The sequence below is a fragment of the Mesorhizobium sp. P2_F8 genome (assembly GCF_056403655.1).
This window is the reverse complement of the sequence record NZ_JBFUFB010000004.1, coordinates 59,918-84,610: the sequence shown is the minus strand read 5'-3', so window position 1 is coordinate 84,610 and position 24,693 is coordinate 59,918. Positions and strand designations below refer to the sequence as shown.

Genomic DNA, 24,693 nt, shown 5'->3' with positions numbered 1-24,693 from the left:
GGCTCATCCCGCCGCCTGTTTGTCATGGCACAACAAAGATCGACGCCCGTGTCCTTTCTAGACTTTTCGCGCATCACCAAGGCCTATCCGGGCGTCAAGGCACTGTCGGACGTCTCGTTCGGCGTCGACAAGGGCGCCGTACATGGCCTGATGGGCGAGAACGGCGCTGGCAAATCCACCCTGATCAAGATCCTGTCCGGCGACCAGCATGCCGACGCGGGTGAGATAAGCATCGACGGCAAGGTCCAGGCCTATGCCTCGACCCGGGATGCCTTCGACAATGGCGTCATCGTCATTCACCAGGAGCTGCAGCTCGTTCCCGAGCTCACCGTTGCCGAAAACCTCAGGCTTGGCCGTTTTCCCGCCAGTGCCGGCATCATCGCGCGCACCCGGATGCTGGACGACGTCGGCGCCAAGCTGAAATCGGCGGGCATCGACATCGACATGCGCCGCAAGGTCAAGACGCTGTCGATCGGCGAACGCCAGATGGTCGAGATCGCCAAGGCGATCATGCTCGACGCGCGCGTCATCGCGCTGGACGAGCCGACCTCGTCGCTGTCGTCGCGCGAAAGCGAAATCCTGTTTGCCCTGATCGATCGGCTGCGCGGCGAGGGCAAGGTCATCATCTACGTATCGCACCGATTGGATGAGGTGTTCCGGCTTTGCGACAGCCTGACAGTGCTGCGCGACGGCAAGCTGGCGGCGCACCACATTTCGCTCAAGGACGTCACCCGCGACCAGGTCGTCGCCGAAATGGTCGGCCGCGAGATTTCGGACATTTGGGGTTTTCGCCCGCGCAAGGCAGGCGATATCAGACTGAAGATCGAGGCCCTGTCAGGGACAAAGCTGACGACGCCGGCCAGCTTCGAGGCGAGAGCCGGCGAGATCGTCGGCTTCTTCGGCCTGATCGGTGCCGGCCGCTCGGAACTGATGCGGTTGGTCTTCGGCGCCGACCCGCGCTCGGGCGGCGCCATCATCGTCGACGGCAAGGGGATTCACGCCACCGATCCGCATGGCGCGATCCGGGCCGGCATCGTGCTGTGCTCGGAAGACCGCAAGCATGACGGCATCATCCAGGGCCGCTCGATCGAGGAGAACATCAACATCTCGTCGCGCCGCCATCACACACGCTTTGGCGTCTTGAACCGCGCCAGCGAGATCGCGACGGCCGAAACATTCATCAAGAAGCTCAAGGTGCGCACGCCGTCGCGCAAGCAGGACATCATCAACCTCTCCGGCGGCAACCAGCAGAAGGTCATCCTGGGCCGCTGGCTGTCCGAGCAAGGTGTGCGGGTTCTCATCGTCGACGAGCCGACGCGTGGCATCGACGTCGGCGCCAAATCGGAAATCTACGAACTGCTCTACCAGCTTGCCGAAGACGGCATGGCGATCGTCGTCGTCTCGTCCGAACTGCCGGAGGTGATGGGCATCTGCGACCGCATCCTGGTGATGTGCGGTGGGCGCATCAGCGCCGAACTCACCCGCCACCAGTTCGCCGAGAAGGCGATCCTGGCCGCAGCACTTCCCGACAAGAAAACCCCCGACGCGATCGCATCCTGAGGACCTCTGCCATGACCGACCGGTTGAAGAAGATCCTGCTCGGCGAACAGGGCCTTGTCGTCATCTTCGTCGTTGCCTTCGCGCTGGTGTCGGCTCTGGTGCCGAACTTCCTCACCGACCGCAACATGCTCGGCCTGCTGCAGTCGGTGGTCACCGTCGGCATCGTCGCCTGCACCATGATGTTCTGCCTCGCGGCGCGCGACTTCGACCTGTCGGTCGGCTCAATCGTCGCCTTTGCCGGCATGGTCGCGGTGATGGCGTCGAACACCACCGGTTCGATCCTGCTCGGCCTTCTGGCGGCAATCGCCTGCGGCGCCTTCGTCGGCTTCATCAACGGCGTCGTCATCGCCAAATTCCGCATCAACGCGCTGATCACCACCCTGGCCACCATGCAGATCGTGCGCGGCCTTGCGCTGATCGCATCCGACGGCCGCGCCGTCGGCATCAACAGCCCGGACTTCTACCAGCTGGCGCTGTCGAAACTGCTTGGCATACCGACGCCGATCTGGGTGCTGGCCGTTCTCTTCGGCATCTTCGGCTTCGTCCTCAACCGCACCGTCTTCGGCAAGAACACGCTGGCCATCGGCGGCAATCCTGAGGCCTCGCGGCTGGCCGGCGTCAATGTCGACCGGACGCGCATCTGGATCTTTACGCTCCAGGGCGTCGTCTGCGGCATCGCCGGCATCCTGCTCGCGTCACGCATCACCTCCGGCCAGCCCAACGCGGCGGTCGGGCTTGAGCTTTCGGTCATCTCGGCCTGCGTGCTCGGCGGCGTCTCGCTCGCCGGTGGTCGCGCCACCATGTCGGGTGTCATCGTCGGCGTGCTGATCATGGGCATCGCCGAAAACGCCATGAATCTGCTCAACATCCCGGCCTTCTACCAGTACATCGTGCGCGGCGTTATCTTGCTCCTGGCGGTGCTGCTCGACAATCTGCGCTCGTCGGCACTGGGCCGGCGTTGACCGTCTTCGACTGGAGCAACAAGAATGGCTGAGCGCCTGTCCGGCAAACGCATCTTCCTGACAGGGGCCGCGCAAGGCATCGGGCTCGCCATCGCTGAAGCCTGTTTGGCCGAAGGAGCCAGGCTGTTCCTGGTCGACCGCAACAGCGTGTTGCTGGACAAGGCCGTTGCTGGTCTCGTCGCACCCCAAGGCCATGTCGGGCATACCGCAGCCGACATCAGCGATGGGGCGGCGATTGCCGCGGCTGTCAGCCGGGCAGGTGACGAGATCGGTCCAATCAACGCGCTGATCAACAATGCCGGGGTCAATGTGTTCTCGACGCCGCTCGACACCAGCGAGGAGGAGTGGAACCGCAACTTCGACGTCAACGTCAAAGGCGCCTGGAACTGCAGCAAGGCAGTCTTGCCGAGCATGATCGCAAGCGGCGGCGGCGCCATCCTTAACATCGCCTCGACGCATAGCTTCACCATCATTCCGCATACCTTCCCCTATCCCGTCGCCAAGCACGCTCTGCTCGGCCTGACCAAATCGTTGGCACTCGAATATGCGGGGCAGGGCGTGCGTGTGAATGCGCTGGCGCCGGGCTATGTCGAGACGCAGAAGGCCATCGACTACTGGAACAGTTTTCCTGACCCGGCCGCGGCGCGCGCCAACACCATGGCGCTGCATCCCGGCGGCCGCATCGCCTCGGTGCGCGAGATCGCGCTTTCCGCGGTGTTCATGATTTCCGACGAGTGCCCGTTCATGAACGCGGCCACCCTCGTCGTCGATGGCGGGCTGAGCCAGCTGCAGCATCCCGCCTGAGTGCCGGGGAAAGATCATAGCCAAGAGACGATCGCAGCACGGCTTCGGCGATTTGGGCAAGGGTTGAACCGGGTCGGCGCCACCACCGGAGGAGAGAAATTCTAATCGCCGTCGCAGATTTGGAATAAACTAACTCTACAGAATTTATAGAATAAGCAATCTGCACTGGCGATCTGGTTTCCACCCGGACAGGACCCCGCCATGCCCAACCTTTTGCGCTCGCCTTCAATTCCGTCTGGCATAGTCGGCCAATGTCGTCGGACCGCGGGAGGCAAGCCATGACCCGGGATATCCCTGACCGCATCAAGGTGCTCTGGTTCCTGCCGACGCATGGCGACAGCCGCTATCTCGGCACATCGGAAGGCGGCAGGGCCGTCGACCTGCCCTACCTGACGCAAGTGGCAAAGGCAGCCGACACGCTGGGTTATTACGGCGTGCTGTTGCCGACCGGCCGGGCCTGCGAGGATTCCTGGGTGATCGCCTCGGCTCTGGTGCCGGCGACCGAGCGGTTGCGCTTCCTCGTTGCCGTGCGGCCCGGTCTGCAATCGCCGACGCTCGCCGCGCGCATGACCGCGACGCTCGACCGCATCTCCAACGGCCGTTTGCTGATCAACGTCGTCACCGGCGGTGATCCGCTGGAGAACAAGGGGGACGGCATCTTCCTTTCGCACGCCGAGCGCTATGAAGTGACGCAGGAATTCCTGCAGATCTACAAGCGCGTGCTGAGCGGCGAGACGGTCGAGCACGAAGGCAAGCATTTCCGCATCGAGGATGGCCGGCTGCTGTTTCCGCCGGTGCAGACGCCGTACCCGCCGCTCTATTTCGGCGGCTCCTCCGACGCCGGATCCGTGGTGGCGGCGCAGGAGATCGACAAATACCTGACCTGGGGCGAGCCGCCCGCCGATGTCGAGCGCAAGCTGGACGGCGTGCGCGAACTGGCCGAGAAGGCCGGCCGCAAGCTTTCCTTCGGCATCCGCCTGCATGTCATCGCGCGTGAGACGACCGAACAGGCCTGGGCCGCGGCGGACAGCTTGATCAGCCGGCTCGACGACGCGACGATCGCCTCGGCGCAGAAGGTCTTTGCCCGCATGGATTCGGTCGGCCAGGCGCGGATGAGCGCACTGCACGGCGGCAACCGCGCCAAGCTCGAGATTGCACCCAATTTGTGGGCCGGCGTCGGCCTGGTGCGCGGCGGCGCTGGAACAGCGCTTGTCGGTGACCCCGACACGATTGCCGAACGCATCGACGAGTACCGGCGCCTCGGCATCGATACCTTCATCCTGTCCGGCTATCCGCATCTCGAAGAAGCCTACCGCTTCGGCGAATTGGTCCTGCCGAAACTGCCCACCGATCATCCGGTGAAGGCTGCCGGCTCGTCGGTCAACACCGGCCCGTTCGGCGAGACCATTGCCGGCGACCACCGGCCGAAGTCACTCGCCAGCGCCTCGTGAACGCGCTCCCCCCGACCCGTCGGTTGCGCGTCGCCATCATCGGCGGCGGCTTTTCCGGTGCTGCGGTGGCCTGGCATCTGGCGCAGGCATCGAGGCCGGAGCACCTGTCGATTTCCGTGATCGAGCCGCGCTCGGCGCTTGGCGGCGGCCTTGCCTATTCCAGCGAGGAGCCCGCGCACCGGGTCAATGTCCCTGCAGTCAGAATGAGCATGGCTCCCGATGATCCGCAGCATTTTGTGCGCTGGTTGAACCGTGATGGGGAACTCGAACGCGATTCGGACGCCATCTGGAAGAATGGCGACGCCTATCCGCGCCGGCGCGTGTTCGGCCGTTACGTCGCCGAGCACCTCGCTCCCTGGCTCGGTTCGGGCGCGGTGCGCCATGTCGGCGGTCTCGCCACACATGTGGCACCTGACGCGGATGGCAGCGGCTGGACCGTGCACACCACCAGCGGGCCGGTCGCCGCTGATATCGTCGTCCTGGCGGCGACGCATCCGCTGCCCAATATACCCGCCACATTGACCTCGCTGGCGGAGGCGCCGGGATTCATCGCCGATCCGTACGCTCCTGCAGCACTTGCCGGGATCGGCCGGGAAGCGTCGGTGCTGATCGTCGGCTCCGGACTGACCTCGGCCGACATGGTTGCCGAACTCGATCGTCGCGGGCATCGCGGCCGCATCCTGGCGCTGTCTCGCCGCGGGCTGCGCTCGCGCGGCCACCCTGACATCAGGGGTGAGGCCTTCGGCGACTTTGCGTCCGAGCCGGCCACGACGGCGCTGCTTCTGCTCAAGACCATCCGTACGACGCTGGCAGCGGCACAGGCAGCCAATGTCAACTGGCAGTCCGTCTTCGACCAGCTGCGCCAGCAGGGACCGGTGCTGTGGGCAGCACTTGCCCCGCCCGAGCGGGCAAGGTTGGTCCGCCAGCTGCGCGTGTTCTGGGACGTGCATCGTTTCAGGATCGCACCGCAGGTCGCGGCCGTGCTCGACCGCCGCCATACAGCCGGCACATTCGACAACATCGCCGCCAGGCTTGTCGCATCGAACCACGAGGACGGCAGCCTGGCGGTCAGCTTTCAACGGCGCGGGCAGACACGGATCGAGACGGCCCGCTTCGACGCGGTCATCAACACCACGGGCCCGGCGCATGGGCAGGCACTACAGAACAACCCGGCACTGCGCTCGCTGACCGAGGCCGGGCTGATCGGGGCCGACCCCTACGGGCTCGGTATCGAGACAAGTCGCGACAGCCGCGCTGTCGCCCGGGACGGCAGGGTGGTCACGACACTCTTTGTCGCCGGTCCGCTGGCACGGGGGACCTTCGGCGAACTCATGGGCCTGCCGGAGGTTGCCCGCCACGCCCAGGCGGTCGCGGCCGAGATTGCAAAGCTGCTCGACACGCCAGCCGAGGCCGTCGGCGCCACTGCCGCGCACGGTCTGGTCACGGACTGACAACCGGAAGCCGGGTCTGCCGCGCAAAATTGGTATTTCCGTCCCGAGAGGGCACTAAAAACGGAAAATCCTTCTTTGTATATATATTCTATAAACATAATAAATATTGGCGAAAACCGGCTGCGGTCGGATCGATCAACGACACGGCCTGAAGGGGAGACAGTTCATGGCACACGCAGAGACCGACGCGATCAAATTCGCCTACTGGGTGCCCAATGTTTCGGGCGGCCTGGTGATCTCCAACATCGAGCAGCGCACCAACCATTCGGCTGAATACAATCGCAAGCTGGCGCAGATCGCCGAGAAGGCCGGCTTCGACTATGCGCTCAGCCAGATCCGTTTCACCGCCGGCTACGGCGCCGACGAGCAGCATGAATCGGTGGCGTTCAGCCATGACCTGCTGGCGGCGACCACCACGCTCAAGGTCATCGCGGCGATCCTGCCCGGACCGTGGAATCCGGCGCTGGCGGCCAAGCAGATCGCCACCATCAGCTACCTGACCAACGGCCGCGTCGCCATCAACCTCGTTTCCGGCTGGTTCCGTGGCGAGTTCCACGCCATCGGCGAACATTGGCTCGACCATGACGAGCGCTATCGCCGCTCGGAGGAGTTCATCCGTTCGCTACGCGGAATATGGACGCAGGACAGCTTCACCTTCCGTGGCGATTTCTATCGCTTCAACGAATATTCGCTGAAGCCGAAGCCGCCGCATCCGCTGCCCGAAATCTTCCAGGGTGGCTCGTCGCGCGCCGCGCGCGACATGGCATCGCGCGTTTCGGACTGGTACTTCACCAATGGCAACACGCCGACCGAGATCGCCAAACAGGTCGACGACATCCAGGCCAAGGCGAAGGCCAACAACCATTCCGTCAAGGTTGGCGTCAATGCCTTCGCCATCGCCCGCGAGACCGAGGATGAGGCCAAGGCGGTGCTCGCCGAAATCATCGCCAAGGCCAATCCTGAGGCGGTCAACGCCTTTGGCCATGAGGTCAAGAATGCCGGCAAGGCCTCGCCGGAAGGCGAGGGCAATTGGGCGAAATCGTCCTTCGACGATCAGGTCCAGTACAATGACGGCTTCCGCTCGAACCTGATCGGCACGCCGAGGCAGGTCGCCGAGCGCATCGTCGACCTGAAGCGTGCCGGCGCCGATCTCATCCTGCTCGGCTTCCTGCACTTCCAGGAAGAGGTCGAGTATTTCGGCAAGCATGTCATCCCGCTTGTCCGCGAGCTGGAAGACAGCGAGGCGGCAGCCTCGCTGGCGGCGGAATAGTCACCCTGAAAGGTTGGCCGGACAGGCGCCGGCCAACCCACGAATGAAGCTTGCCCGGCGCGCTCGATCCTTCGAGCGGCAACGAGGATTTGCGCGCCTGAGGGTGCAATCGAGGACTATTATAATGCCGTTGCCAAGTTATGCCCTCGGAGCGATGGAGGCTTCGGTCTATGCGCCGGAAATCTTGGCGCGCGGCCTGCCGTCAGCGCAGCCATCCGAAGGCCGCGCCGAGCCCGCCGGGCTTGCCGCGCAAGCCGCCCCACTGCTTTCGCTTCAGGGCATCGGCCTGTCGTTTGGCGGCGTCGTCGCACTGGCCGATATCGACCTGTCGGTTCTATCAGGCGAGATCCGCGCCATCATCGGCCCGAACGGCGCCGGCAAAAGCTCGCTGATCAACGTCATCAGCGGCGTCTACCGGCCGGATCGCGGTCATGTCCTGCTCGACGGGATCAGTCACGCCCAGGTCCCGACGCAGCGGCTGGCGCATCTYGGCGTCGCCAGGACCTTCCAGAACCTTGCCCTGTTCAAGGGCCTCAGCGTCCTCGACAATGTCGCCTCAGGCCTTGCCTACAAGGTCCGCTCCAACTTTGCCGGCCAGGTGCTCGGCATCGGCCGCTCGCGCGGCGAGCAGCGCGACACTCTGAGCCGCGCCGATCAGATCCTCGAATTCCTCGACCTCACCGCCGTTCGCGATCGTCTTGTCGGCACCTTGCCTTACGGATTGCAGAAGCGGGTCGAACTTGCCCGCGCGCTGGTCGCCGAACCGCGCCTGCTTTTGCTCGACGAACCGATGGCCGGCATGACCGCAAGCGAAAAGAGCGAGATGGCGGGCTTCGTGCGTGCCGCACGGGACCGCTTCGCCACCACAGTCGTGCTGATCGAACACGACGTCGGCGTCGTCATGGGCCTGTCCGACCGCATCGCCGTTCTCGACTACGGTCGCAAGATCGCAGACGCCACGCCCGACGAAGTCAGGAACGACCAGCGCGTGATCGATGCCTATCTCGGTGTCGCCTCGGACAATGAGGATGGGGCAGGCATATGATCGCCGACTTCGATTATCAGTTCTTCATCGAAGTGCTCGTCGGTGGCCTGCTCTCCGGCGTCATGTACTCGCTGGTCGCCATCGGCTTCGTGCTGATCTACAAGACCTCAGGCGTGCTCAATTTCGCGCAAGGCGCGCTGCTCCTGTTCGCGGCGCTCACCTTCGTCAGCCTGGTCGAACGCGGCATCCCCTTCGCGCTGGCGCTGGTGGTCACCTTCGCCATCATGGTGGCGATCGGCATTGCCATCGAGCGGACGGTGCTGCGGCCTCTCACCAACAAGCCGCCGATCACGCTGTTCATGGCGACGCTCGGCCTCTCCTACATCATCGAGGGCGCGGCCCAGTTGATCTGGGGCACGCAGGTCCATGGCCTCGATCTCGGCATCGAGGACGTGCCGCTGGAGATCGGCGGCGTGCTGATCAGCCAGTTCGATATCTTCGCCGCATTGGTGGCCGCCGGCATGGTTCTGCTTTTGTCGTTGTTCTTCCGCTACACCCGCATCGGCCTCAGCTTTCGCGCCGTCGCCGACGACCAGTTCGCGGCCCTCGCGGTTGGCCTGCGCCTGCCCTTGATCTGGGCGACCGTCTGGGCTGCTGCCGGTCTCGTCGCACTAGTGGCGGGATTGCTTTGGGGGGCTCGCCTTGGCGTGCAGTTCTCGCTGTCCCTGGTGGTCCTGAAGGCGCTGCCGGTGCTGGTGCTCGGCGGCTTCGATTCCATCCTCGGCGCCATCGTCGGCGGACTGCTTATCGGCGCCAGCGAGAAGCTCGCCGAGGTCTATATCGGCGACTATTTCGGCGGCGGCATCGAGAGCTGGTTCGCCTATGTCGTCGCGCTCGTCTTCCTCTTGATCCGTCCTTCCGGCCTGTTCGGCCAGAAGCTCGTCGAAAGGATCTGAGCCATGACCGCGATATCAAGCGATTTCTCCTCCGCACCGGTGCTGCCGAAATGGATCGCGCCCGTCCTGCTGCTCGCCTTCGCCTACTGCGTCGTGCCATTGATTGGCTCAAGCTACCTGTTCGAGGCCATCCTGCTGCCGTTCCTGGCGCTCAGCCTCGCCGGCGTGGGCTTGAATATCCTGACCGGCTATGCCGGCCAGGTTTCGCTGGGCAGTGCCGCCTTCATGGCGGCGGGCGCCTTCGCCGCCTATAATTTCAACCTGCGGGTCGAGGGCCTGCCGCTGATCGGTAGCATTGTCCTGGCCGGTCTGGTCGCGGCCGCGATCGGCATCGTCTTCGGCCTGCCGAGCCTGCGGCTGAAGGGCTTCTATCTCGCGGTTTCGACGCTTGCCGCACAGTTCTTTGTCCAGTGGGCGCTGACCAAGTTCAGCTGGTTCTCCAACGACTCGGCGTCCGGCGTCATCGATGCGCCAAGACTATCAATAGCCGGCTACGCTCTCGACGGCGCCGTCGGCCGTTATCTCTTTGCGCTGACCATCGTCGCCGTCCTCACCTTCCTTGCTTATCGGCTGGTGTCGTCACAGACCGGGCGCAACTTCATCGCCATCCGCGACAATGAAACCGCCGCCCGCATCATCGGCATCCCGGTCCTGAAGACCAAGCTTCTGGCCTTCGCCATCTCGTCCTTCATCATCGGCGTCGCCGGCGTCATCTGGGCCTTCGCCTATCTGCGGACCGTCGAGCCGGATGGTTTCGACCTCGATCGCTCGTTCCAGATACTGTTCATCATCATCATCGGTGGCCTGGCCTCGATCCGAGGCGCCTTTTTCGGTGCCGCCCTCATCGTGGTCTTTCCGCTCGCTCTGTCTCGCCTCGGCGGCTTTCTGCTCGGCGATCACTTTGACTCGGGCGTGCTCGACATGAGCCAGCGCATCGTGCTGGGCGCGCTCATCATCCTGTTTCTGATCCTCGAACCCGACGGGCTGGTGGCGCTGTGGGACAGGATCCGAAGACGGCTCCTGTTCGCCTGGCAGTCGACTTGAGCTGATCCGGGGCAACCGCCCCGAACTGAAAATGAACCAGAGGCCGGACCCAAGACGGCCCATACCGGGAGTACCTAGCCATGACCTTCCTGAGCACCATCAAGGCGGCGGCGCTGTCCGCGGCGATGATCGTGTCGGTGGCCTTGCCCGCCGCTCACGCCGACGAGCAATATTTCCCGCTGCAAAGCTACCGCGTCGGGCCCTATGCGGCCGGCGGCACCGGCTTCTTCGGCGGCTTCATCGACTATCTCAATCTCATCAACATCCGCGACGGCGGCGTCAACGGCGTCAAGCTGACCTGGGACGAATGCGAGACCCAGTATGAGGTCGAGCGCGGCGTCGAGTGCTACGAACGGCAGAAGAGCCATGCCGGCGCCGCCGCCTGGAACCCGCTCTCGGTCGGCATCGCCTACGCCATGATCGACCGCATCACCGCCGACAAGGTGCCGCTGATCACCGTCAACCATGGCCGGACCGACTCCACCGACGGCCGTGTCTTCCCTTACGTCTTCCCGCTACTGCTCAATCCCTACAGCGAGACGTCCGGCATCGTGAACTACATCGCCTCGAAGGAAGGCGGCATCGACAAGCTCAAGGGCAAGAAGATCGTCGTGCTCTATCACGGCTCGCCTTACGGAAAGGAGACCATCCCGATCTACGAGTTGCTGGCACAGAAATACGGCTTCACCGTGCAGCAGATCGAGGTGCCGCATCCCGGCAACGAGCAGCAGTCGCAGTGGCTGACCATCCGCCGCGCCAAGCCGGACTTCGTCGTCCTGCGCGGCTGGGGCGTGATGAACCCGGTGGCGTTGAAGACGGCGGTCAAGGTCGGCTATCCCGTCGACCATATCGTCGGCAATGTCTGGTCGAATTCGGAAGAGGACGTGATCCCGGCCGGCGACGCCGCCAAGGGCTACACCGCCATAACCACGCAGGCCTCCGGCAACTCCTATCCGGTGGTGCAGGAGATCGTGAAGACGGTCTACGACGCCGGCAAGGGCAATCTGGAAGACAAGTCGCGCATCGGCTCGGTCTACCACAACCTCGGCATCGTCAACGGTATCCTCAATGTCGAGGCCATCCGTGTCGCGCAGGAGAAATTCGGCCATCGCACGCTGACCGGCGACGAGGTCCGCTGGGGCTTCGAGCACCTCAAGCTTGATCCGGCCAAGGTCGAGGCGCTCGGCGCCAAGGACCTGTTCCACTCGATCAATGTCAGCTGGGACAATCACGAGGGCGAGGGCTACGTGACCTTCCAGCAGTGGGACGGCAAGAAATGGAATGTCGTCTCCGACTGGATCGCGCCGGACTGGGCTCTGCTGCGGCCGATCATCGAGAAGTCTGCCGAGGCTTATGCCGCCGAGAAAGGCATCAAGCTGCGGACCGCCGATGACGCCGATGCCGTGACCACCAACTGATCAATCCAAGCCGGGCGTCACGGCCAGTTTTCCGCGACGCCCGGCCCATTTCCGGTTTTCGAACCACGGGAAGTAAGAGCTCATGCCAAACGATGACGTCATTCTTGTCGTGGACGCAGTTCATGCGACCTACAACCACGCCATCACCGCGTTGCATGGCGTCAGCTTCGAGCTCAGGCGCGGCGAGATCCTGGCGCTGCTCGGCGCCAACGGCGCCGGCAAGACCACCACGCTGAAGGCCGTCTCCAACCTGCTGCCGGCCGAGCGCGGTCAGGTCAATGCCGGCACCATCCGCTATGACGGCAGCGATGTCTCGCGCCGCCAGCCGGGCGATCTGGTGCGCGCCGGACTGGTGCAGGTGCTGGAAGGCCGGCACTGCTTCAAGAGCCTCACCGTCGAGGAGAACCTGGTCGCCGGCGGCATCGGCCGCAGCGGCCGCCGCGCCGAGATCAACGGGGATCTCGAGCGGATCTACGGCTATTTTCCCCGTCTCGAGGAGAAGCGCCGGACCCTGTCCGGCCTCACCTCTGGGGGCGAGCAGCAGATGACGGCCATCGGCCGGGCGTTGATGTCGCGACCGCGTCTTCTGGTCCTCGACGAACCGTCGATGGGGCTCGCGCCGCTCATCGTCCAGGACATCTTCCAGACGCTCCGGAAACTCAACCGCGAGACCGGCCTGTCGATCCTCGTCGCCGAGCAGAATTCGGCGGTCGCTCTTGGATATGCCGACCACGCCACGGTGCTCGAAAACGGCGTCTCCGTTCTCTCCGGTGCGGCTGCCGAGCTTCGCCAGCGCGAGGATGTGCGGGCCTTCTACCTGGGGCAACAGGCATCGCCGGCCGCCAAGCAAGCCCATCTCCATGCCGTTGCCTGAACCGAAATCCGAAGGAACAGTGAAATGACCGTCTCGACCGTCAAGACCGACCACGCTTCCGCCGCCGTGCCACCAGTCGCAAGGCCAACCGCACCAGCGCACATTATCAAGGACGACGTCGAGGCGATCGCCATCGCTCACGCGCTCGCCGCCGAATTCGCCAGGGATTCTTCCCGGCGCGACCGCGAGCGAATCTGGCCCGTTGCCGAGCTCGATGCGTTTTCGCAAAGCGGCCTGTGGTCGATCAATGTGCCGAAGGCATTCGGTGGTCCCGAATTGTCCTATGCCACCCTCGCCAGGGTGATCGAGATCATCTCGGCGGCGGATTCCTCGATCGGCCAGGTTGCCCAGAACCATCTCGGTGTCGTCGCCGCCATTCGCACGGTGTCGGATGCGGATCAGCAGAAGCTGCTGTTCGCCGAAGTGCTGAAGGGCACGCGGTTCGGCAACGCTTTTTCCGAGTTCGGCTCCAAGCGCGCCGCCGATTTCGAGACCCGTTTCACCGATGCCGGCGATCATGTCGTCGTCAACGGCCGGAAATTCTATTCGTCCGGTGCGATTCTTGCCCATCTGGTGCCGATCGTGGCGCTCGATGACGAGGGCCGCGCCTGGTATGCAATTGCCGACCGCGCCGCGCCCGGCCTGACGGTGATCGACGACTGGTCGAGCTTCGGCCAGCGCACGACGCTGTCCGGCACCGTCATCATCGACAACGTCAAGGTGCCGAAGACGCATCTGGTGCCCGGCTACAAGGGCTATGACAAGCCGACAGCCGACGGCGCCATCTTCCAGATCATCCAGGTGGCGGTGGACACCGGCATCGCCCAGGCGGCGATCGACGAGACGGTCAGTTTCGTCAGAACCAAGAGCCGCGCCTGGATCGACAGCGGCGTCGACAATGCCTGGGACGATCCCTACACCATCCAGGCCATCGGCGACCTGACGCTGCGCCTGCATGCGGCGCAGGCCTTGTTGGAAAAGGCCGGCCTGGCGATAGACCGGGCGGTGGCCGAGCCGACCGCCGAGACGGTGGCGCATGCGCAGGTCGTCACCGCCGAGGCGAAGATCCTGTCGACCGAGATCGCCATCGCCGCCACCAACAAGCTGTTCGAACTGGCGGGAACCCGCTCGACGCTGGCCGAGCACAATCTCGACCGGCATTGGCGCAACGCCCGCACGCACACGCTGCACGATCCGGTGCGCTGGAAATACTCCATCCTCGGCAAGTATTTCCTCAACGGCGAAAATCCGCCGCTGCACGCCTGGAGCTGAGTTTCCACCGGCGGGCATAGGTTCGCCGCATCAGACATCGATCATCAAGAGGCCCACTGCCATGTCAAATCCAACAGTCGTCGGCTTTTCCGGCAACATCACCCGGCCGTCAAAGACGCGCGCCTTCGTCGATCTGGTCACCAGGGACATAGCAGCCCGTCACGGCCTGTCGGCGAGCACCTATGATATCGAGGATCTCGGTCCATCGCTGGGGACGGCAAGATGGGCCCGCGATCTCGACAGCCAGGCGCGCCCAATCCTCGAGGAGATCCTCGCCGCCGACGTGCTCGTCGTCGGGTCGCCAACCTACAAGGGCAGCTATACCGGCTTGTTCAAGCACTTCTTCGACCTGATCGATCCGGCCGCGTTGCGTGGAAAGCCCATCCTGTTGACCGCGACCGGCGGTGGCGAGCGTCACGCCTTGATCGTCGAGCATCAACTGCGGCCGCTGTTCGGCTTCTTCGAGGCCTTCACGCTACCCACCGCCGTCTACGCCACCGACAAGGATTTTACCGACGGTGTGCTGCGCTCCGATGCCATCCTGAAGCGTGCGGCGCAGGCGGTGGACGAGGTCGGCTTCGTGCTGGCCAACCGCTCGGCTGGAAGGATCGCCGCCGAGTAGCATTCCGTCGGCGGATTGCGACGATTATTCCTGTGGGCGGTAGTCTCGCTTACGCGCAATTTACGACCGCCCGCTACATCTGTTCCTGTCTGATTCGTCTGGGACAGGAACGTCATGAGCAAAGCCCTCACATCCTTCGCACTGGTCGCGGTGCTGTCCGCCTTGCTCATGGCGTTGAGCCTGGCTGTGGCCAGGCACGGCTATCCCTATGGCGCGATCGGCGTCAGACGGCTCGATGGCATTGCCGATGCCGGAACGTTCATTCCGCTTGCCGCGGTCTATTTCTTCAGCGCCCTGCTGATGATGATCTTGCCGATCAGGGCGGCCAGCATCGTTCTCACCCATGCCGCCGATGCGGTCTTCTGGACTGTCATCGTGCTGTTTGCCGCCATCGTCGGCTGTCTCGCCGCCAGATGGGCCTTCGGCCAGGGCAGCGCCGTGTGGGCGCTGCTCAACTGGCGGTTCCTGTTTGCCGCAGCGATCGTCGGTTGCCACTTCGTCATGAACGAGCTGCGCCGCAATGTGCTGCTGCGCAGCCTGTTCTTCGTGGTTTTCGCCGCCGCGACGCTGGCCTGCCTGTTCTGGTCGTTCTCGCTCTGAGTCGGCTAATTCATGATCCAGCGCTGATGTTGCTGGCCGTCGTTGCCATCCATGTCCAGAGATAGGCGGCAAGCCCGCGATCGACATGAATGCGCAGCCTGCCCTGATGGCGATAGACGATGGCGCTTATGCCACCGAAGGAAAGCGCTGCGCTGGCACTCGCTTGCTTGGGATCGAGTGTCGTCCCGCGCGCGATGAAAGCGTCGAGCGCCGAGCCCTCGACCTCGAACACCTGCAGCCCGGCGCTGATCGCCGTCACCGCGAAACCTTCTGCGTGCCAGCCCATCGCGACGGCGAGTGGGCTGTTCGACACGACGAGCAGCCGGTCGCGCGCCAGCCGCGCCGCATAGCGGTCGCCTTGCGCTTCGCCAAAGGCACCGACCTCATTTCCGTCCAGGCCCGACGCCCGCGACCAGGCGTCGAGGTCGCCACTGACCAGCAACTGATTGAGGCCGGCGATCGCGCGCACCACGAGGCCGGGTGCCGTGATAACCGCCGACTGCCAGTCGGGCGCGACAGACCATTTCTCGGCGAGATCACGCATGCAGCCGGTCTCCTGCTGGGTCGAAGGCGCAAGGGGCGGCAATCGTCGCCTTGCTGACCTTGCCGAGGTGCTGGATGTCGATCGTCTCACCGTGGCGGGAGGCGCCGCTTTCGATAAGGCCAAGTGCGACCGGACGACCGAGTGCTGGGCTCTGGTAGCTCGAGGTGACAAAGCCCTGGCTGCGCAATCTGCCATCGCTCCACCTGACGCCATGCGCGCCGGTCGGCAGCGGCGCTTCGCCAGACGGCACCGTCAGTCCGACAAGCTGCATGCGGTCGCCGCGCGATGCCTCCTCGGTGAACAACGAGCGGCGGCCGATGAATTCGCCCTGACGTTTGGCGCGCGGACCATCGACGCCGAGATCCTGCGGCAGCGTGGTGCCGTCAGTGTCCTTGCCGATGACGACAAAACCCTTCTCGGCGCGCAGGATCATCAATGCCTCGAGGCCGATGACGACCGCGTCGAACGCCTGGCCGGCATGGCGCAGATGCGCCCACAGCGGCTCGGCGCGATCAGCCCGGATGGAGATCTCGTAGCTCCTGTCGCCAGTGAAGCTGACGCGGGCGATGCGGACCTCGTCACCGGCATGGGAGCCATGGCCGATCGTCATATGCGGCAGGTCGGCATCGTCGAGCGAGAGACCGAGATCCAGCGCTTCGAGCAACTTCCGGGCGTTCGGCCCGGAAACGGTCAGCGTCGCCATTTCGGCGGTGGCGTTGTGAATGTAGACGGCGCCGCGCCCGAAGCGGTCCTGGCGCCACTCCTCCAGCCGCGCATGCACGGCAGCGACATGCGAGGACGAGCACGAGACGACGAAGCGATGCTCGTCGAGCCGAACCAGCACGCCGTCATCGAAGACCACGCCATTCTCCGACAGCATGAAGCCATAGCGGCAGTGGCCGGGTTTCAGCGTCGACATGGTGTTGTAGTAGATGAAATCGACGAACTCGGCCGCCTTGGGTCCGATCACCTCGATCTTGCCGAGCGTCGAACCATCGAATAGCGCGACCGACTGGCGAGCGCGCCGCGCCTCGTCCGCGATAGAGCGTTCCGCGTCGGCGTTGCCGCCATAGTGAGCCGGGCGCAGCCAGCCGCCATACTCCTGGAAGACGGCGCCGCTGGCACGATGCACGCTCTCCAGCGGCAGCCGGCGCACTGGCGCCATCAGTTCGCCGGCGCGCGTGCCAGCGAAGCTCGCCAGCGGCACCGGCGTGAACGGCGGGCGATAGGTGGTGGTGCCGACCTCCGGCACCGTGCGGCCGGTGATCCCGGCCATCAGCGCCAGACCCGGCAGGTTGGAGGTCTTGCCCTGGTCGGTCGCCATGCCGAGCGTCGTGTAGCGCTTCAGATGTTCGACCGAGACGAAGTTTTCGCGTGCCGCCAGTTCGACGTCCTTCACCGTCACGTCGTTCTGGTAGTCGATCCAGACGCGTCCCTTCGAGCCGGGCATCGGCCATGCCGCGAGAATGCCGCCCGTCGCTTCCGGCCCGGTGCTGCGCGGTACTGCCGTGGTCGTTTGGCCACGCGATGCAATAGCCTTGCCGGCGCCAGCAAAAACCTCCGACAAGGAAACCGCATCGGCTGCGGCGCCGGCCACGGCGATACCGTAGACCGGATCGCCGGGCAGGAAGGCGGCGCGCGCCTCGCTCCAGGCGAGCTTGCCCCTGGCCTGGCCGAAGAGATGAATGGTCGGCGACCAGCCACCCGAAACCAGCACGCAATCGGCATCCAGCCTGGTGCCGTCATCGAGGGTCACGGCTTGGACACGCAACATGCCCTGCGCGGCGGCGAGGCTGCGTCCCGCGATCAGCCGGACATTGGCAGGCCCGGCGGGCGTGTCGTCGCGCCGCAGATCGACAAGCGTGACTTCGGCGCCGGCCGTGGCGAGCGCCTCCGCCACTTCATAGGCGCTGTCATTGTTCGTGGCGATGACGATCCTGCGGCCGACCAGCACCGCATGCCGCCTGAGATAGGCGAGTGCGGCATCCGCCGACATGATGCCCGGCAGGTCGTTGTTGGCGAAGGGCAGCGGCCGCTCGATGGCGCCGGTCGCCAGCACGATCTGGCGCGGCCTGACCCGCCACAGCGTGTCCGGCCGTCCGTCGCGATGGCGCTGGTTCAGGCCGACCAGATTGTGGTCGTAGATGCCGAAGGCGGTGGTCGAAGACAGGACCAGGTGACCGGCTGCGGCAAGCTCCGCAACCACCTCCTCGATCCAGTCGGCGACCGGCTTGCCGTCGATCTCACCAGTCCGGTGGCCGAGCGATCCGCCCGGCCTCAGTTGGTCGTCGACCAGCGTGACGGTGAGACCCGCGCCGGCCGCCAGCCTTGCCGCCGCCAACCCGGCCGGTCCCGCGCCCACCACCAGCACGTCGCAATGGTGGTTGATCTGGTCGGCTGTGCCCTGCGATGTCCAGTCCGTATCGACCGTGCCCAGCCCCGCCATGGCGCGGATGCGCGGCTCGAACATGTGCCAGTCTGGCCACATGAAGGTCTTGTAGTAGAACGCCGCTGGAATGAAGCGGGAGAAGCGATCGAGGAAGGCGTTGCGGTCGCTCAATGCATTGGGCGTGGCGTTGACGCTTTTCGCCACCAGCCCCTCGCGCGCCGCCTCGGTCGTGGCTCGCGTGTTCGGCGTCGCCGGCACGCTGCCGCCGATATCGACCAGTGCGTTCGGCTCCTCGACGCCGGCGCCCCAGATGCCGCGCGGCCGGTGATACTTGAAGCTGCGGCCGACGACCGCGACATCGCCGGCCAGCAGCGCCGAGGCGATGGTGTCGCCGGCAAAGCCGTGCACGGTGGCGCCGTCGAAGCTGAAGCGGACCGGCCGCGACCGGTCGATCGCGCTGCCGCCGGTGGCGAGGCGCGAGGCGGTCACGCTGCGTGCTCCCCACCGAGAGCGGTTGAGGACAGCACCGTGTGGGTGACGGTGTCACGTTCCATGACGAAGAACTCGCCGCAGTTCATATGCACCCAGATTTCGCGCGCGGTGCCTTTCGGGTTGGAACGCAGATAGAGGTAATCAGCCCAGCGCTCGACCGGCACATCGACGCCATCCGGCCGCGTGTTGCCGGCATCGCCGCCATAGTGGAACTCGGTTTCGTCGCGCGGGCCGCAGAACGGGCAAAGGAAAAGCTGCATAAAGTCCTCTTAATGCGCGATGCCGGAGCCTGCCGCTTCGTCGATCAGTCGCCCACTAGCGAAGCGATCCAGATCGAAGGGACGGCTGATGTCGTTGTGCTTGCCTGTTGCCAGCAATTGCGCCAGCAGCGTGCCGCCGGCGGGGATGGCCTTGAAGCCCCCCGTGCCCCAGCCGCAATTGAGGAACAGGCCGGGCAACGGCGATTCACCGATGATGGGTGAGGAGTCCGGCACGACATCGACGATCCCGGCCCATTGCCGCATCAGCTTCAACTGGCCGAAGATCGGGAACATCTCCAGCAGGCCGGCAATCACCGTCTCCAAGGTGGGTAGATTGCCGCGCTGCGCATAGGAGGGGATGCGGTCGAGCCCGCCGCCGATGACAATCTCGCCCTTGTCCGACTGGCTGACATAGACCCCTGTGCCTGGCGACAGCACCACCGTGTCGAGGATCGGCTTGACCGGCTCGGAAACGCAGGCCTGCAGCGCGTAGGAGTTGATCGGCAGGCGAAAGCCGGCCTTGGCCGCCAGCACCGAGGAATGACCGGCGACCGCCATGCCGATACGGTCGGCACGGATCGCGCCACGCGTCGTCTGGACGCCGCGGCAGCGGCCGCCCTCGATGATGAAATCGGTGATCTCGCAGTTCTGGATGATGTCGACGCCGAGCCGGCTCGCCGCCCGCGCGTAACCCCAGGCGACCGCGTCATGGCGCGCCGTGCCGGCCCGGCCTTGCCAGATGCCGCCGAACACCGGGAAGCGCGCATCGGCTGAGAAATTGTAGATCGGCGCCACCCGGCGCACATCGTCTGGCGAAAACAGCTCCGCATCGATGCCATTGATCTGCATGGCGTTGACGGTTCGCGCCCCGACCTCCATTTCAGCGGTGCTGTGACAAAGATTGACCATGCCGCGCTGCGACAGCATGACGTTGTAGTTCAGGTCCCTGGACAACCCCTCGTAAAGCCGGTGCGCCAGCCCGTAGAGCTCGACGCTTTCCGGATAATAGTAGTTGGAGCGCACCACGGTTGTGTTGCGGCCGGTGTTGCCGCCACCGATCCAGCCCTTTTCCAGCACTGCAACCCGGCTGACATTATGGTTCCTTGCTAGGTAGTAAGCCGTCGCCAGCCCATGGCCGCCGCCGCCAATCACGATCGCGTCATAGGATGGCTTCGGCTCAGGCGAGCGCCATGCCGGCTGCCAGCCGGTCTGGCCGACCAGACCCTCCTTGAAGAGCGACAAAGCGGAGTAAATTCTGGTCATGGCGTGCCGGGCAAGCTGCTCTCTCAGTTCAAAGCGTAATGGTATTGTACATACATGTCTAGTACGCCTGTCGATCATACACGTAGGCTGATGGTGCTAGCGTTTGCGCGAAATCGTCTCCTCGACGTAGCGCGAGAACGCCTCGACATCCTCCGCCAAAGGCTCCTGGCCGGTGAAGCTGCGCAGATACAAGGCGACCTGAGCCAGGCGGCTGCTCATCGGCTCGTTGAGTTCGAGCGAGTAATAGCCGATCTGCATGAAATAGAGCACGCGGGCGCGCACGAACGCGTCTTCTTCGTCATAGCCATGACGCACGAACATGTCGCGAATGGCATCGACGCGCTCCTCGTCCGCCTCGTCGAGCGCGCGCCTGATGGCAGGCGAGCGACGGGCCCAGGCCCTGATCGCGAAATCGAGTTGCGGATCGAACAGCCTTTCGTCCACCCAGCATTCGAAGATGCTCATCACCCCGCGGATCACGGTCGCGGAGGGCCGCCTGGCGCGTTCGACGATGAACCTGGTGTTGGTCTGCCGCCAGTAATCCAGCAACTGGTCGAGCAGGTCCTGACGACTTTTGAAATACCAGTAGAAGCTGGAGCGCGAGACGTCGAGCTTCTGGCCAAGGGTCAGCACGCGAACGCGTTCGACACCATCCGAGATCAACGTTTCAAGCGCAAGCTTCAGCCAGTCTTCGCGCGTGGCCTTGATGTTTCCGGTGGCGCCGGCGCGCTGGATCGTCGTATCTGTGGCTTCCATAGGCACGACGCATGACACGCTGCATCAGGCAAATCAAGGCTATGGACACTTATGTCCAGGTCAATTCGGCCTAGCCCGGATGATGCCTCGCGGATGTTAGCCGGACTGGGGATCGTATGGCGCTGTCGCCGCCCCGCCATCGGCATGATGCCAGGCCGGGGACTTTTGTCGCGGGCGGCTGGCCCACTGCATGCTTTCCTGCAAGGCAATTGTCTGGCAAATACCAATTCAGACAGACGCCGCCGCGCGGCCAACCAGCAGGAAGACAAGACATGACCCTGTTTCGACAGAACCTCATCGATGGCGAATGGGTCGGCGACGCCGGCTCCCGCAACATCAACCCCTCGGACACCGGCGATGTCGTCGGCGACTATGCCTCGGCGGGAGCCGCGCAGGCAGGGCAAGCAATCGCCGCCGCCAAGGCCACGTTTCCGGCATGGTCCCGGTCTGGTCCGCTGGCGCGCCACGCAGTGCTGAAAAAGGCCTCGGACGAGATCATGGCGCGCAAGGACGAGATCGGCCGCAATCTGGCGCGTGAGGAAGGCAAGACACTGGCCGAAGGCATCGGCGAGACCATTCGCGCCGCCCAGATATTCGATTTCTTCGCCGGCGAAACATTGCGCTTGTCAGGCGAGGTCGTGCCAAGCGTGCGGCCGGGCGTTGGCGTCGAGATCACCCGGGAAGCCGTCGGCGTGGTCGGCATCATCACGCCGTGGAATTTCCCGATCGCCATTCCGGCCTGGAAGATCGCTCCGGCGCTCGCCCATGGCAACACGGTCGTCTTCAAGCCGGCGGAGCTGGTTCCCGAGAGCGCCTGGTCCATCGTCGACATCCTGCATCGCGCCGGCCTGCCGAAGGGCGTGCTCAATCTCGTCATGGGCAAGGGCTCGGTCGTTGGTCAGGCCATGCTCGACAGTCCAGATGTCAACGCTATCAGCTTCACCGGTTCGGTCGGCACGGGCAAGCGCGTCGCCGCCGCAAGCGTCGAGCACATGCGCAAGTTCCAGCTCGAAATGGGCGGCAAGAACCCGCTGGTCGTGCTTGACGATGCCGACCTTGCGGTCGCCGTCGATTGTGCGCTCAACGGTGCCTTCTTCTCGACCGGCCAGCGCTGCACGGCCTCGTCCAGGCTGATCGTGACCGACGCCATCCATGACCGTTTTGTCGATGCCCTCAAGGATCGCATGGGCAAGCTGGTCGTCGGCGACGCTCTCGACGCGCAGACCCAGATCGGCCCGGTCGTCGACGCGACCCAATTGAAGCAGGACGAGGATTATATTGCCATCGGCGTCAGGGAAGGCGCCACGCTCGCCTTCGGCGGCGAACGGCTCGACCGCAAGACGCCCGGCTTCTATCTCAGCCCGGCCCTGCTGACCGAAGCCACCAATGCCATGCGCAGCTCGCGCGAGGAGATTTTCGGACCTGTCGCCAGCGTCATCCGCGTCAGGGACTATGACGAGGCGTTGGCTGTCGCCAACGACACACCGTTCGGGCTGACCTCGGGCATCTGCACCACGAGCCTCAAGCACGCCACGCACTTCAAGCGCAATTCGGAGGCCGGCATGGTGATGGTCAACCTGCCGACGGCGGGCGTCGATTTCCATGTTCCCTTCGGCGGCCGCAAGGGGTCGAGCTACGGCCCGCGCGAACAGGGCCGCTATGCCATGGAATTCTACACCACGGTGAAGACCGCCTATACCTTCGCAGGCTGATCGGCCACCGCCGATCACGCCTGGCTGATCGGCCACCCGGGCCGATCATGCCGGCGACGCGGCAAACTCAAGAACACCGGACCGGCGCGCGGCGATGACATTGCGAGACCTGACCTGGCTCAATCCGCCGCCGCACCATGCCATCGACGGCGATACAGTTCGTGTGCGCACCGGCAAGGAGACCGATTTCTGGCGCGAGACCTTCTACGATTTCTGGCGCGACAACGGCCACTTCCTCTACCGTAAGGTCGAGGGCGATTTCACCGCCGAAGTCACGGTCGAGGGCCGCTACGAGGTGCTGTACGACCAGGCCGGACTGATGGTCCGGCTCAGCGAAACGCACTGGATCAAGGCCGGCATCGAATACACCGACGGCGTGATGTATTTTTCCGTCGTCGTCACCAACGATGCCTCGGACTGGTCGCTGGCCACCATTCCGGCCAGCCCGCACGGTGTGCGGATCCGCTTGACCCGTCATGCCGAGACGATCCGCGTCCAGTATCTCGATGCTTCCGATGGTCGATGGAAGCCGGTGCGGCTCGCCTATTTTCCGATCTCGAAGGTGGTCGATGTCGGCATGATGTGCTGTTCGCCGCAACGCGAGGGTTTTGAGGTGACGTTCTCCGGTTTTTCGGTCGGCCCGCCGATAGCGCGGGAACTGCACGACTGAAGCCTGCGCTTCTGCGCCTCAATCACCCACCAGCTTCGTCCAGCCCCAGCCCGTCGCGAACGGCGTTGCGGATGGCTCGCGGGCCGAATCTGTCCCAGACTGCCTGATGCGCGCGGATGCGCTGCTTTGCTCTGCGTTCGGCGTCCAGGCAAAGTCCGACCGCCATGTCGGCAAGCTCCTCATCGCTATCCGACAGCAGCAGCTCCTGGTTCTCGACAAAGCCAAGCCCCTCGGCCGCCAGCGGCGTCGCGATCACCGGCACGCCCCAGGCCATCGCCTCCAGGATCTTGATGCGGGTGCCGCCGCCTGCCGCAAGCGGGATGATGGTGAGATGCGCCCTGGATAGGAGCGGTGCCATGGTTTCCGGATCTTCGACCAGCTCCACGCCTTGCAATCCGGCCAGCGCCCGCACGGCAGGCTTCGGCCTGCGCCCGGCAATAACCAGCGTCGCCGCCGGAAAAGCCGCCTGGATACGAGGAAATATGATGCCGGCTAATCTCTTGGCGGCATCGACATTTGGCGGATAGTCGAGATGGCCGACGAACAGGATCACTGGAAAGTCATTGTCAGCCGCATGCTGGGCGCGCAGCGTTTCGGGGATATCGCCGGCGTGGGGAATTCCGTTCGGAACGACATCGACCGGCATTCTGTGCGGGAAAAGGGTCATCAGCCTTTCGCGGTCCTCGTTCGAACAGACCCATACCCTGTCGACGAGGGAAAGCGCCTTTCCTTCGAGGCGCCTGATGGCAATGGCCGTGGCAAGCCTGGCCGCGGCGGATCGCGCCTTGTCGGCGCGATGCAATTGTCCCGCCAGGTCGGACTCGACATTGTGCATATCGAGGATGAGCTGTTTCGTCAGGGGTCTCAAAGGTCGCAGCAGCTTGAACAGGCCTATGCCCTCGACCACAATTGTGTCCGGACGGAAGTCTTGAACGAGTGTCTCGAGCCGCATCAGGGCGGAGCGCGAAATGCGATGCTCTGCCCTTATGCGCCACCAGCCGATCGAACCGGTGCGGGCTTCGCCGTCGATCGACAGGGCCTCGATGCGGATCGTCGGATCGACCGCTTCCACGGCCTGAGGCCGCACCGACACCAGGCAGACGGGTCCGAATGCCGCTGCCGCCACGGCATTGCGGTGGTTGCGCAAATCCGTGCCGGACTTCGGCGGAAAGGCCGGATCGTGCGACACGACCAGCACACGCCGTTCGGCGCTCCGAGGCTCTGTTCCAGACGGCATTCCAGACGGTTCCGCGATCACAAAAAGGGGTTCGACTTGTTTAGCTGAAGGGCGCTTGCGTCAAGCGCATGATCCTCTTTGGATGCCCGGTGCAGCAACAT

General features: G+C 64.4%; 22 protein-coding genes. 16 read left to right on the top strand and 6 right to left on the bottom strand.

The features are described 5' to 3' along the window. Nucleotides 1-48 precede the first annotated feature (48 nt). The 14 genes from araG (at nt 49) to AC1DZP_RS11135 (ending at nt 15,269) form a co-directional block, all read left to right on the top strand. The gene (araG, locus tag AC1DZP_RS11200; RefSeq protein WP_477302334.1) at nt 49-1,560 is read left to right on the top strand and encodes an L-arabinose ABC transporter ATP-binding protein AraG; all 1,512 of its coding nucleotides are present in this window, start codon (nt 49-51) and stop codon (nt 1,558-1,560) included. Between the two features lie 11 nt (nt 1,561-1,571). After that, nucleotides 1,572-2,522 carry an L-arabinose ABC transporter permease AraH gene (gene araH / locus AC1DZP_RS11195; RefSeq protein ID WP_477302332.1) on the top strand — a complete coding sequence of 317 codons (951 nt, stop codon included), beginning with the start codon at nt 1,572-1,574 and terminating at the stop codon, nt 2,520-2,522. A gap of 24 nt (nt 2,523-2,546) precedes the next feature. Continuing rightward, complete coding sequence (locus AC1DZP_RS11190) at nt 2,547-3,326, top strand: SDR family oxidoreductase (protein ID WP_477302331.1); 780 nt, start codon at nt 2,547-2,549, stop codon at nt 3,324-3,326. A 278-nt stretch (nt 3,327-3,604) separates the two neighbouring features. Further along, a complete protein-coding gene (gene ssuD / locus AC1DZP_RS11185) occupies nt 3,605-4,777 on the top strand; it encodes an FMNH2-dependent alkanesulfonate monooxygenase (RefSeq protein WP_477281686.1) in 1,173 nt (390 codons plus the stop codon). Further along, entirely contained in the window at nt 4,774-6,228 is a 1,455-nt protein-coding gene (locus tag AC1DZP_RS11180) for an FAD/NAD(P)-binding protein (protein ID WP_477302329.1), read from the top strand. Before ssuD ends, AC1DZP_RS11180 begins: the two co-directional genes overlap by 4 nt. 166 nt (nt 6,229-6,394) lie before the next feature. Further along, complete coding sequence (sfnG, locus tag AC1DZP_RS11175) at nt 6,395-7,498, top strand: dimethylsulfone monooxygenase SfnG (protein WP_477302327.1); 1,104 nt, start codon at nt 6,395-6,397, stop codon at nt 7,496-7,498. Nucleotides 7,499-7,622: 124 nt separating this feature from the next. Continuing rightward, nucleotides 7,623-8,543 (top strand): ABC transporter ATP-binding protein, encoded by a 921-nt coding sequence (locus AC1DZP_RS11170; RefSeq protein WP_477302325.1) that lies wholly within the window; start codon nt 7,623-7,625, stop codon nt 8,541-8,543. Next, a complete protein-coding gene (locus AC1DZP_RS11165; RefSeq protein ID WP_477302323.1) occupies nt 8,540-9,439 on the top strand; it encodes a branched-chain amino acid ABC transporter permease in 900 nt (299 codons plus the stop codon). The genes AC1DZP_RS11170 and AC1DZP_RS11165 overlap by 4 nt, the downstream gene beginning before the upstream one ends. A gap of 3 nt (nt 9,440-9,442) precedes the next feature. Next, nucleotides 9,443-10,483 (top strand): branched-chain amino acid ABC transporter permease, encoded by a 1,041-nt coding sequence (locus AC1DZP_RS11160; RefSeq protein WP_477302321.1) that lies wholly within the window; start codon nt 9,443-9,445, stop codon nt 10,481-10,483. Nucleotides 10,484-10,563: 80 nt separating this feature from the next. Beyond that, nucleotides 10,564-11,901: an ABC transporter substrate-binding protein gene (locus AC1DZP_RS11155; RefSeq protein ID WP_136618300.1), complete on the top strand. Its 1,338-nt coding sequence runs from the start codon at nt 10,564-10,566 to the stop codon at nt 11,899-11,901. 82 nt (nt 11,902-11,983) lie between these two features. Next, nucleotides 11,984-12,775, top strand: a complete 792-nt coding sequence (locus AC1DZP_RS11150; RefSeq protein WP_477302319.1) for an ABC transporter ATP-binding protein — start codon at nt 11,984-11,986, stop codon at nt 12,773-12,775. Nucleotides 12,776-12,799: 24 nt separating this feature from the next. Then, nucleotides 12,800-14,047 (top strand): SfnB family sulfur acquisition oxidoreductase, encoded by a 1,248-nt coding sequence (locus AC1DZP_RS11145; protein WP_477302317.1) that lies wholly within the window; start codon nt 12,800-12,802, stop codon nt 14,045-14,047. A gap of 61 nt (nt 14,048-14,108) precedes the next feature. Beyond that, entirely contained in the window at nt 14,109-14,669 is a 561-nt protein-coding gene (gene msuE / locus AC1DZP_RS11140) for an FMN reductase (RefSeq protein ID WP_477302315.1), read from the top strand. Nucleotides 14,670-14,783: 114 nt separating this feature from the next. Beyond that, nucleotides 14,784-15,269, top strand: a complete 486-nt coding sequence (locus AC1DZP_RS11135; protein ID WP_477302313.1) for a hypothetical protein — start codon at nt 14,784-14,786, stop codon at nt 15,267-15,269. 10 nt (nt 15,270-15,279) lie between these two features. Here the strand turns inward: AC1DZP_RS11135 and AC1DZP_RS11130 are convergent, their stop codons facing one another. The 5 genes from AC1DZP_RS11130 to AC1DZP_RS11110 all read right to left on the bottom strand — a co-directional run bounded on the left by AC1DZP_RS11130 (nt 15,280) and on the right by AC1DZP_RS11110 (nt 20,973). Then, nucleotides 15,280-15,813, bottom strand: a complete 534-nt coding sequence (locus AC1DZP_RS11130) for a hypothetical protein (RefSeq protein ID WP_477302311.1) — start codon at nt 15,811-15,813, stop codon at nt 15,280-15,282. Further along, entirely contained in the window at nt 15,806-18,691 is a 2,886-nt protein-coding gene (locus AC1DZP_RS11125) for a sarcosine oxidase subunit alpha family protein (protein WP_477302309.1), read from the bottom strand. The genes AC1DZP_RS11130 and AC1DZP_RS11125 overlap by 8 nt, the downstream gene beginning before the upstream one ends. Then, nucleotides 18,688-18,954 (bottom strand): sarcosine oxidase subunit delta, encoded by a 267-nt coding sequence (locus AC1DZP_RS11120; RefSeq protein WP_477302307.1) that lies wholly within the window; start codon nt 18,952-18,954, stop codon nt 18,688-18,690. The genes AC1DZP_RS11125 and AC1DZP_RS11120 overlap by 4 nt, the downstream gene beginning before the upstream one ends. A gap of 9 nt (nt 18,955-18,963) precedes the next feature. Next, nucleotides 18,964-20,217 carry a sarcosine oxidase subunit beta family protein gene (locus AC1DZP_RS11115; RefSeq protein WP_477302305.1) on the bottom strand — a complete coding sequence of 418 codons (1,254 nt, stop codon included), beginning with the start codon at nt 20,215-20,217 and terminating at the stop codon, nt 18,964-18,966. A gap of 96 nt (nt 20,218-20,313) precedes the next feature. After that, entirely contained in the window at nt 20,314-20,973 is a 660-nt protein-coding gene (locus AC1DZP_RS11110; RefSeq protein WP_477225190.1) for a TetR/AcrR family transcriptional regulator, read from the bottom strand. Between the two features lie 272 nt (nt 20,974-21,245). Here AC1DZP_RS11110 and AC1DZP_RS11105 point away from each other — a divergent pair, with 272 nt between their 5' ends. Together AC1DZP_RS11105 and AC1DZP_RS11100 are read left to right on the top strand one after the other, a co-directional pair. Then, nucleotides 21,246-22,685 carry an aldehyde dehydrogenase family protein gene (locus AC1DZP_RS11105; RefSeq protein WP_477302303.1) on the top strand — a complete coding sequence of 480 codons (1,440 nt, stop codon included), beginning with the start codon at nt 21,246-21,248 and terminating at the stop codon, nt 22,683-22,685. 94 nt (nt 22,686-22,779) lie between these two features. Beyond that, a complete protein-coding gene (locus AC1DZP_RS11100; protein ID WP_477302301.1) occupies nt 22,780-23,355 on the top strand; it encodes a DUF1349 domain-containing protein in 576 nt (191 codons plus the stop codon). A gap of 22 nt (nt 23,356-23,377) precedes the next feature. On the opposite strand, the gene AC1DZP_RS11095 is transcribed toward AC1DZP_RS11100, so the two are convergent. Then, entirely contained in the window at nt 23,378-24,592 is a 1,215-nt protein-coding gene (locus AC1DZP_RS11095; RefSeq protein ID WP_477302299.1) for a glycosyltransferase family 4 protein, read from the bottom strand. Between the last annotated feature and the right edge of the window lie 101 nt (nt 24,593-24,693).

What these genes read in the sequence shown, in the direction of transcription:
- AC1DZP_RS11115 (WP_477302305.1), bottom strand. Translation starts at nt 20,217, where the DNA reads ATGACCAGAATTTACTCCGCTTTGTCGCTCTTCAAGGAGGGTCTGGTC.
- sfnG (WP_477302327.1), top strand. Translation starts at nt 6,395, where the DNA reads ATGGCACACGCAGAGACCGACGCGATCAAATTCGCCTACTGGGTGCCC.
- AC1DZP_RS11105 (WP_477302303.1), top strand. Translation starts at nt 21,246, where the DNA reads ATGACCCTGTTTCGACAGAACCTCATCGATGGCGAATGGGTCGGCGAC.
- ssuD (WP_477281686.1), top strand. Translation starts at nt 3,605, where the DNA reads ATGACCCGGGATATCCCTGACCGCATCAAGGTGCTCTGGTTCCTGCCG.
- AC1DZP_RS11100 (WP_477302301.1), top strand. Translation starts at nt 22,780, where the DNA reads ATGACATTGCGAGACCTGACCTGGCTCAATCCGCCGCCGCACCATGCC.
- AC1DZP_RS11135 (WP_477302313.1), top strand. Translation starts at nt 14,784, where the DNA reads ATGAGCAAAGCCCTCACATCCTTCGCACTGGTCGCGGTGCTGTCCGCC.
- AC1DZP_RS11155 (WP_136618300.1), top strand. Translation starts at nt 10,564, where the DNA reads ATGACCTTCCTGAGCACCATCAAGGCGGCGGCGCTGTCCGCGGCGATG.
- AC1DZP_RS11120 (WP_477302307.1), bottom strand. Translation starts at nt 18,954, where the DNA reads ATGCAGCTTTTCCTTTGCCCGTTCTGCGGCCCGCGCGACGAAACCGAG.
- AC1DZP_RS11095 (WP_477302299.1), bottom strand. Translation starts at nt 24,592, where the DNA reads ATGCCGTCTGGAACAGAGCCTCGGAGCGCCGAACGGCGTGTGCTGGTC.
- AC1DZP_RS11150 (WP_477302319.1), top strand. Translation starts at nt 11,984, where the DNA reads ATGCCAAACGATGACGTCATTCTTGTCGTGGACGCAGTTCATGCGACC.
- AC1DZP_RS11110 (WP_477225190.1), bottom strand. Translation starts at nt 20,973, where the DNA reads ATGGAAGCCACAGATACGACGATCCAGCGCGCCGGCGCCACCGGAAAC.
- AC1DZP_RS11130 (WP_477302311.1), bottom strand. Translation starts at nt 15,813, where the DNA reads ATGCGTGATCTCGCCGAGAAATGGTCTGTCGCGCCCGACTGGCAGTCG.
- AC1DZP_RS11165 (WP_477302323.1), top strand. Translation starts at nt 8,540, where the DNA reads ATGATCGCCGACTTCGATTATCAGTTCTTCATCGAAGTGCTCGTCGGT.
- AC1DZP_RS11160 (WP_477302321.1), top strand. Translation starts at nt 9,443, where the DNA reads ATGACCGCGATATCAAGCGATTTCTCCTCCGCACCGGTGCTGCCGAAA.
- msuE (WP_477302315.1), top strand. Translation starts at nt 14,109, where the DNA reads ATGTCAAATCCAACAGTCGTCGGCTTTTCCGGCAACATCACCCGGCCG.
- AC1DZP_RS11145 (WP_477302317.1), top strand. Translation starts at nt 12,800, where the DNA reads ATGACCGTCTCGACCGTCAAGACCGACCACGCTTCCGCCGCCGTGCCA.
- araH (WP_477302332.1), top strand. Translation starts at nt 1,572, where the DNA reads ATGACCGACCGGTTGAAGAAGATCCTGCTCGGCGAACAGGGCCTTGTC.
- AC1DZP_RS11190 (WP_477302331.1), top strand. Translation starts at nt 2,547, where the DNA reads ATGGCTGAGCGCCTGTCCGGCAAACGCATCTTCCTGACAGGGGCCGCG.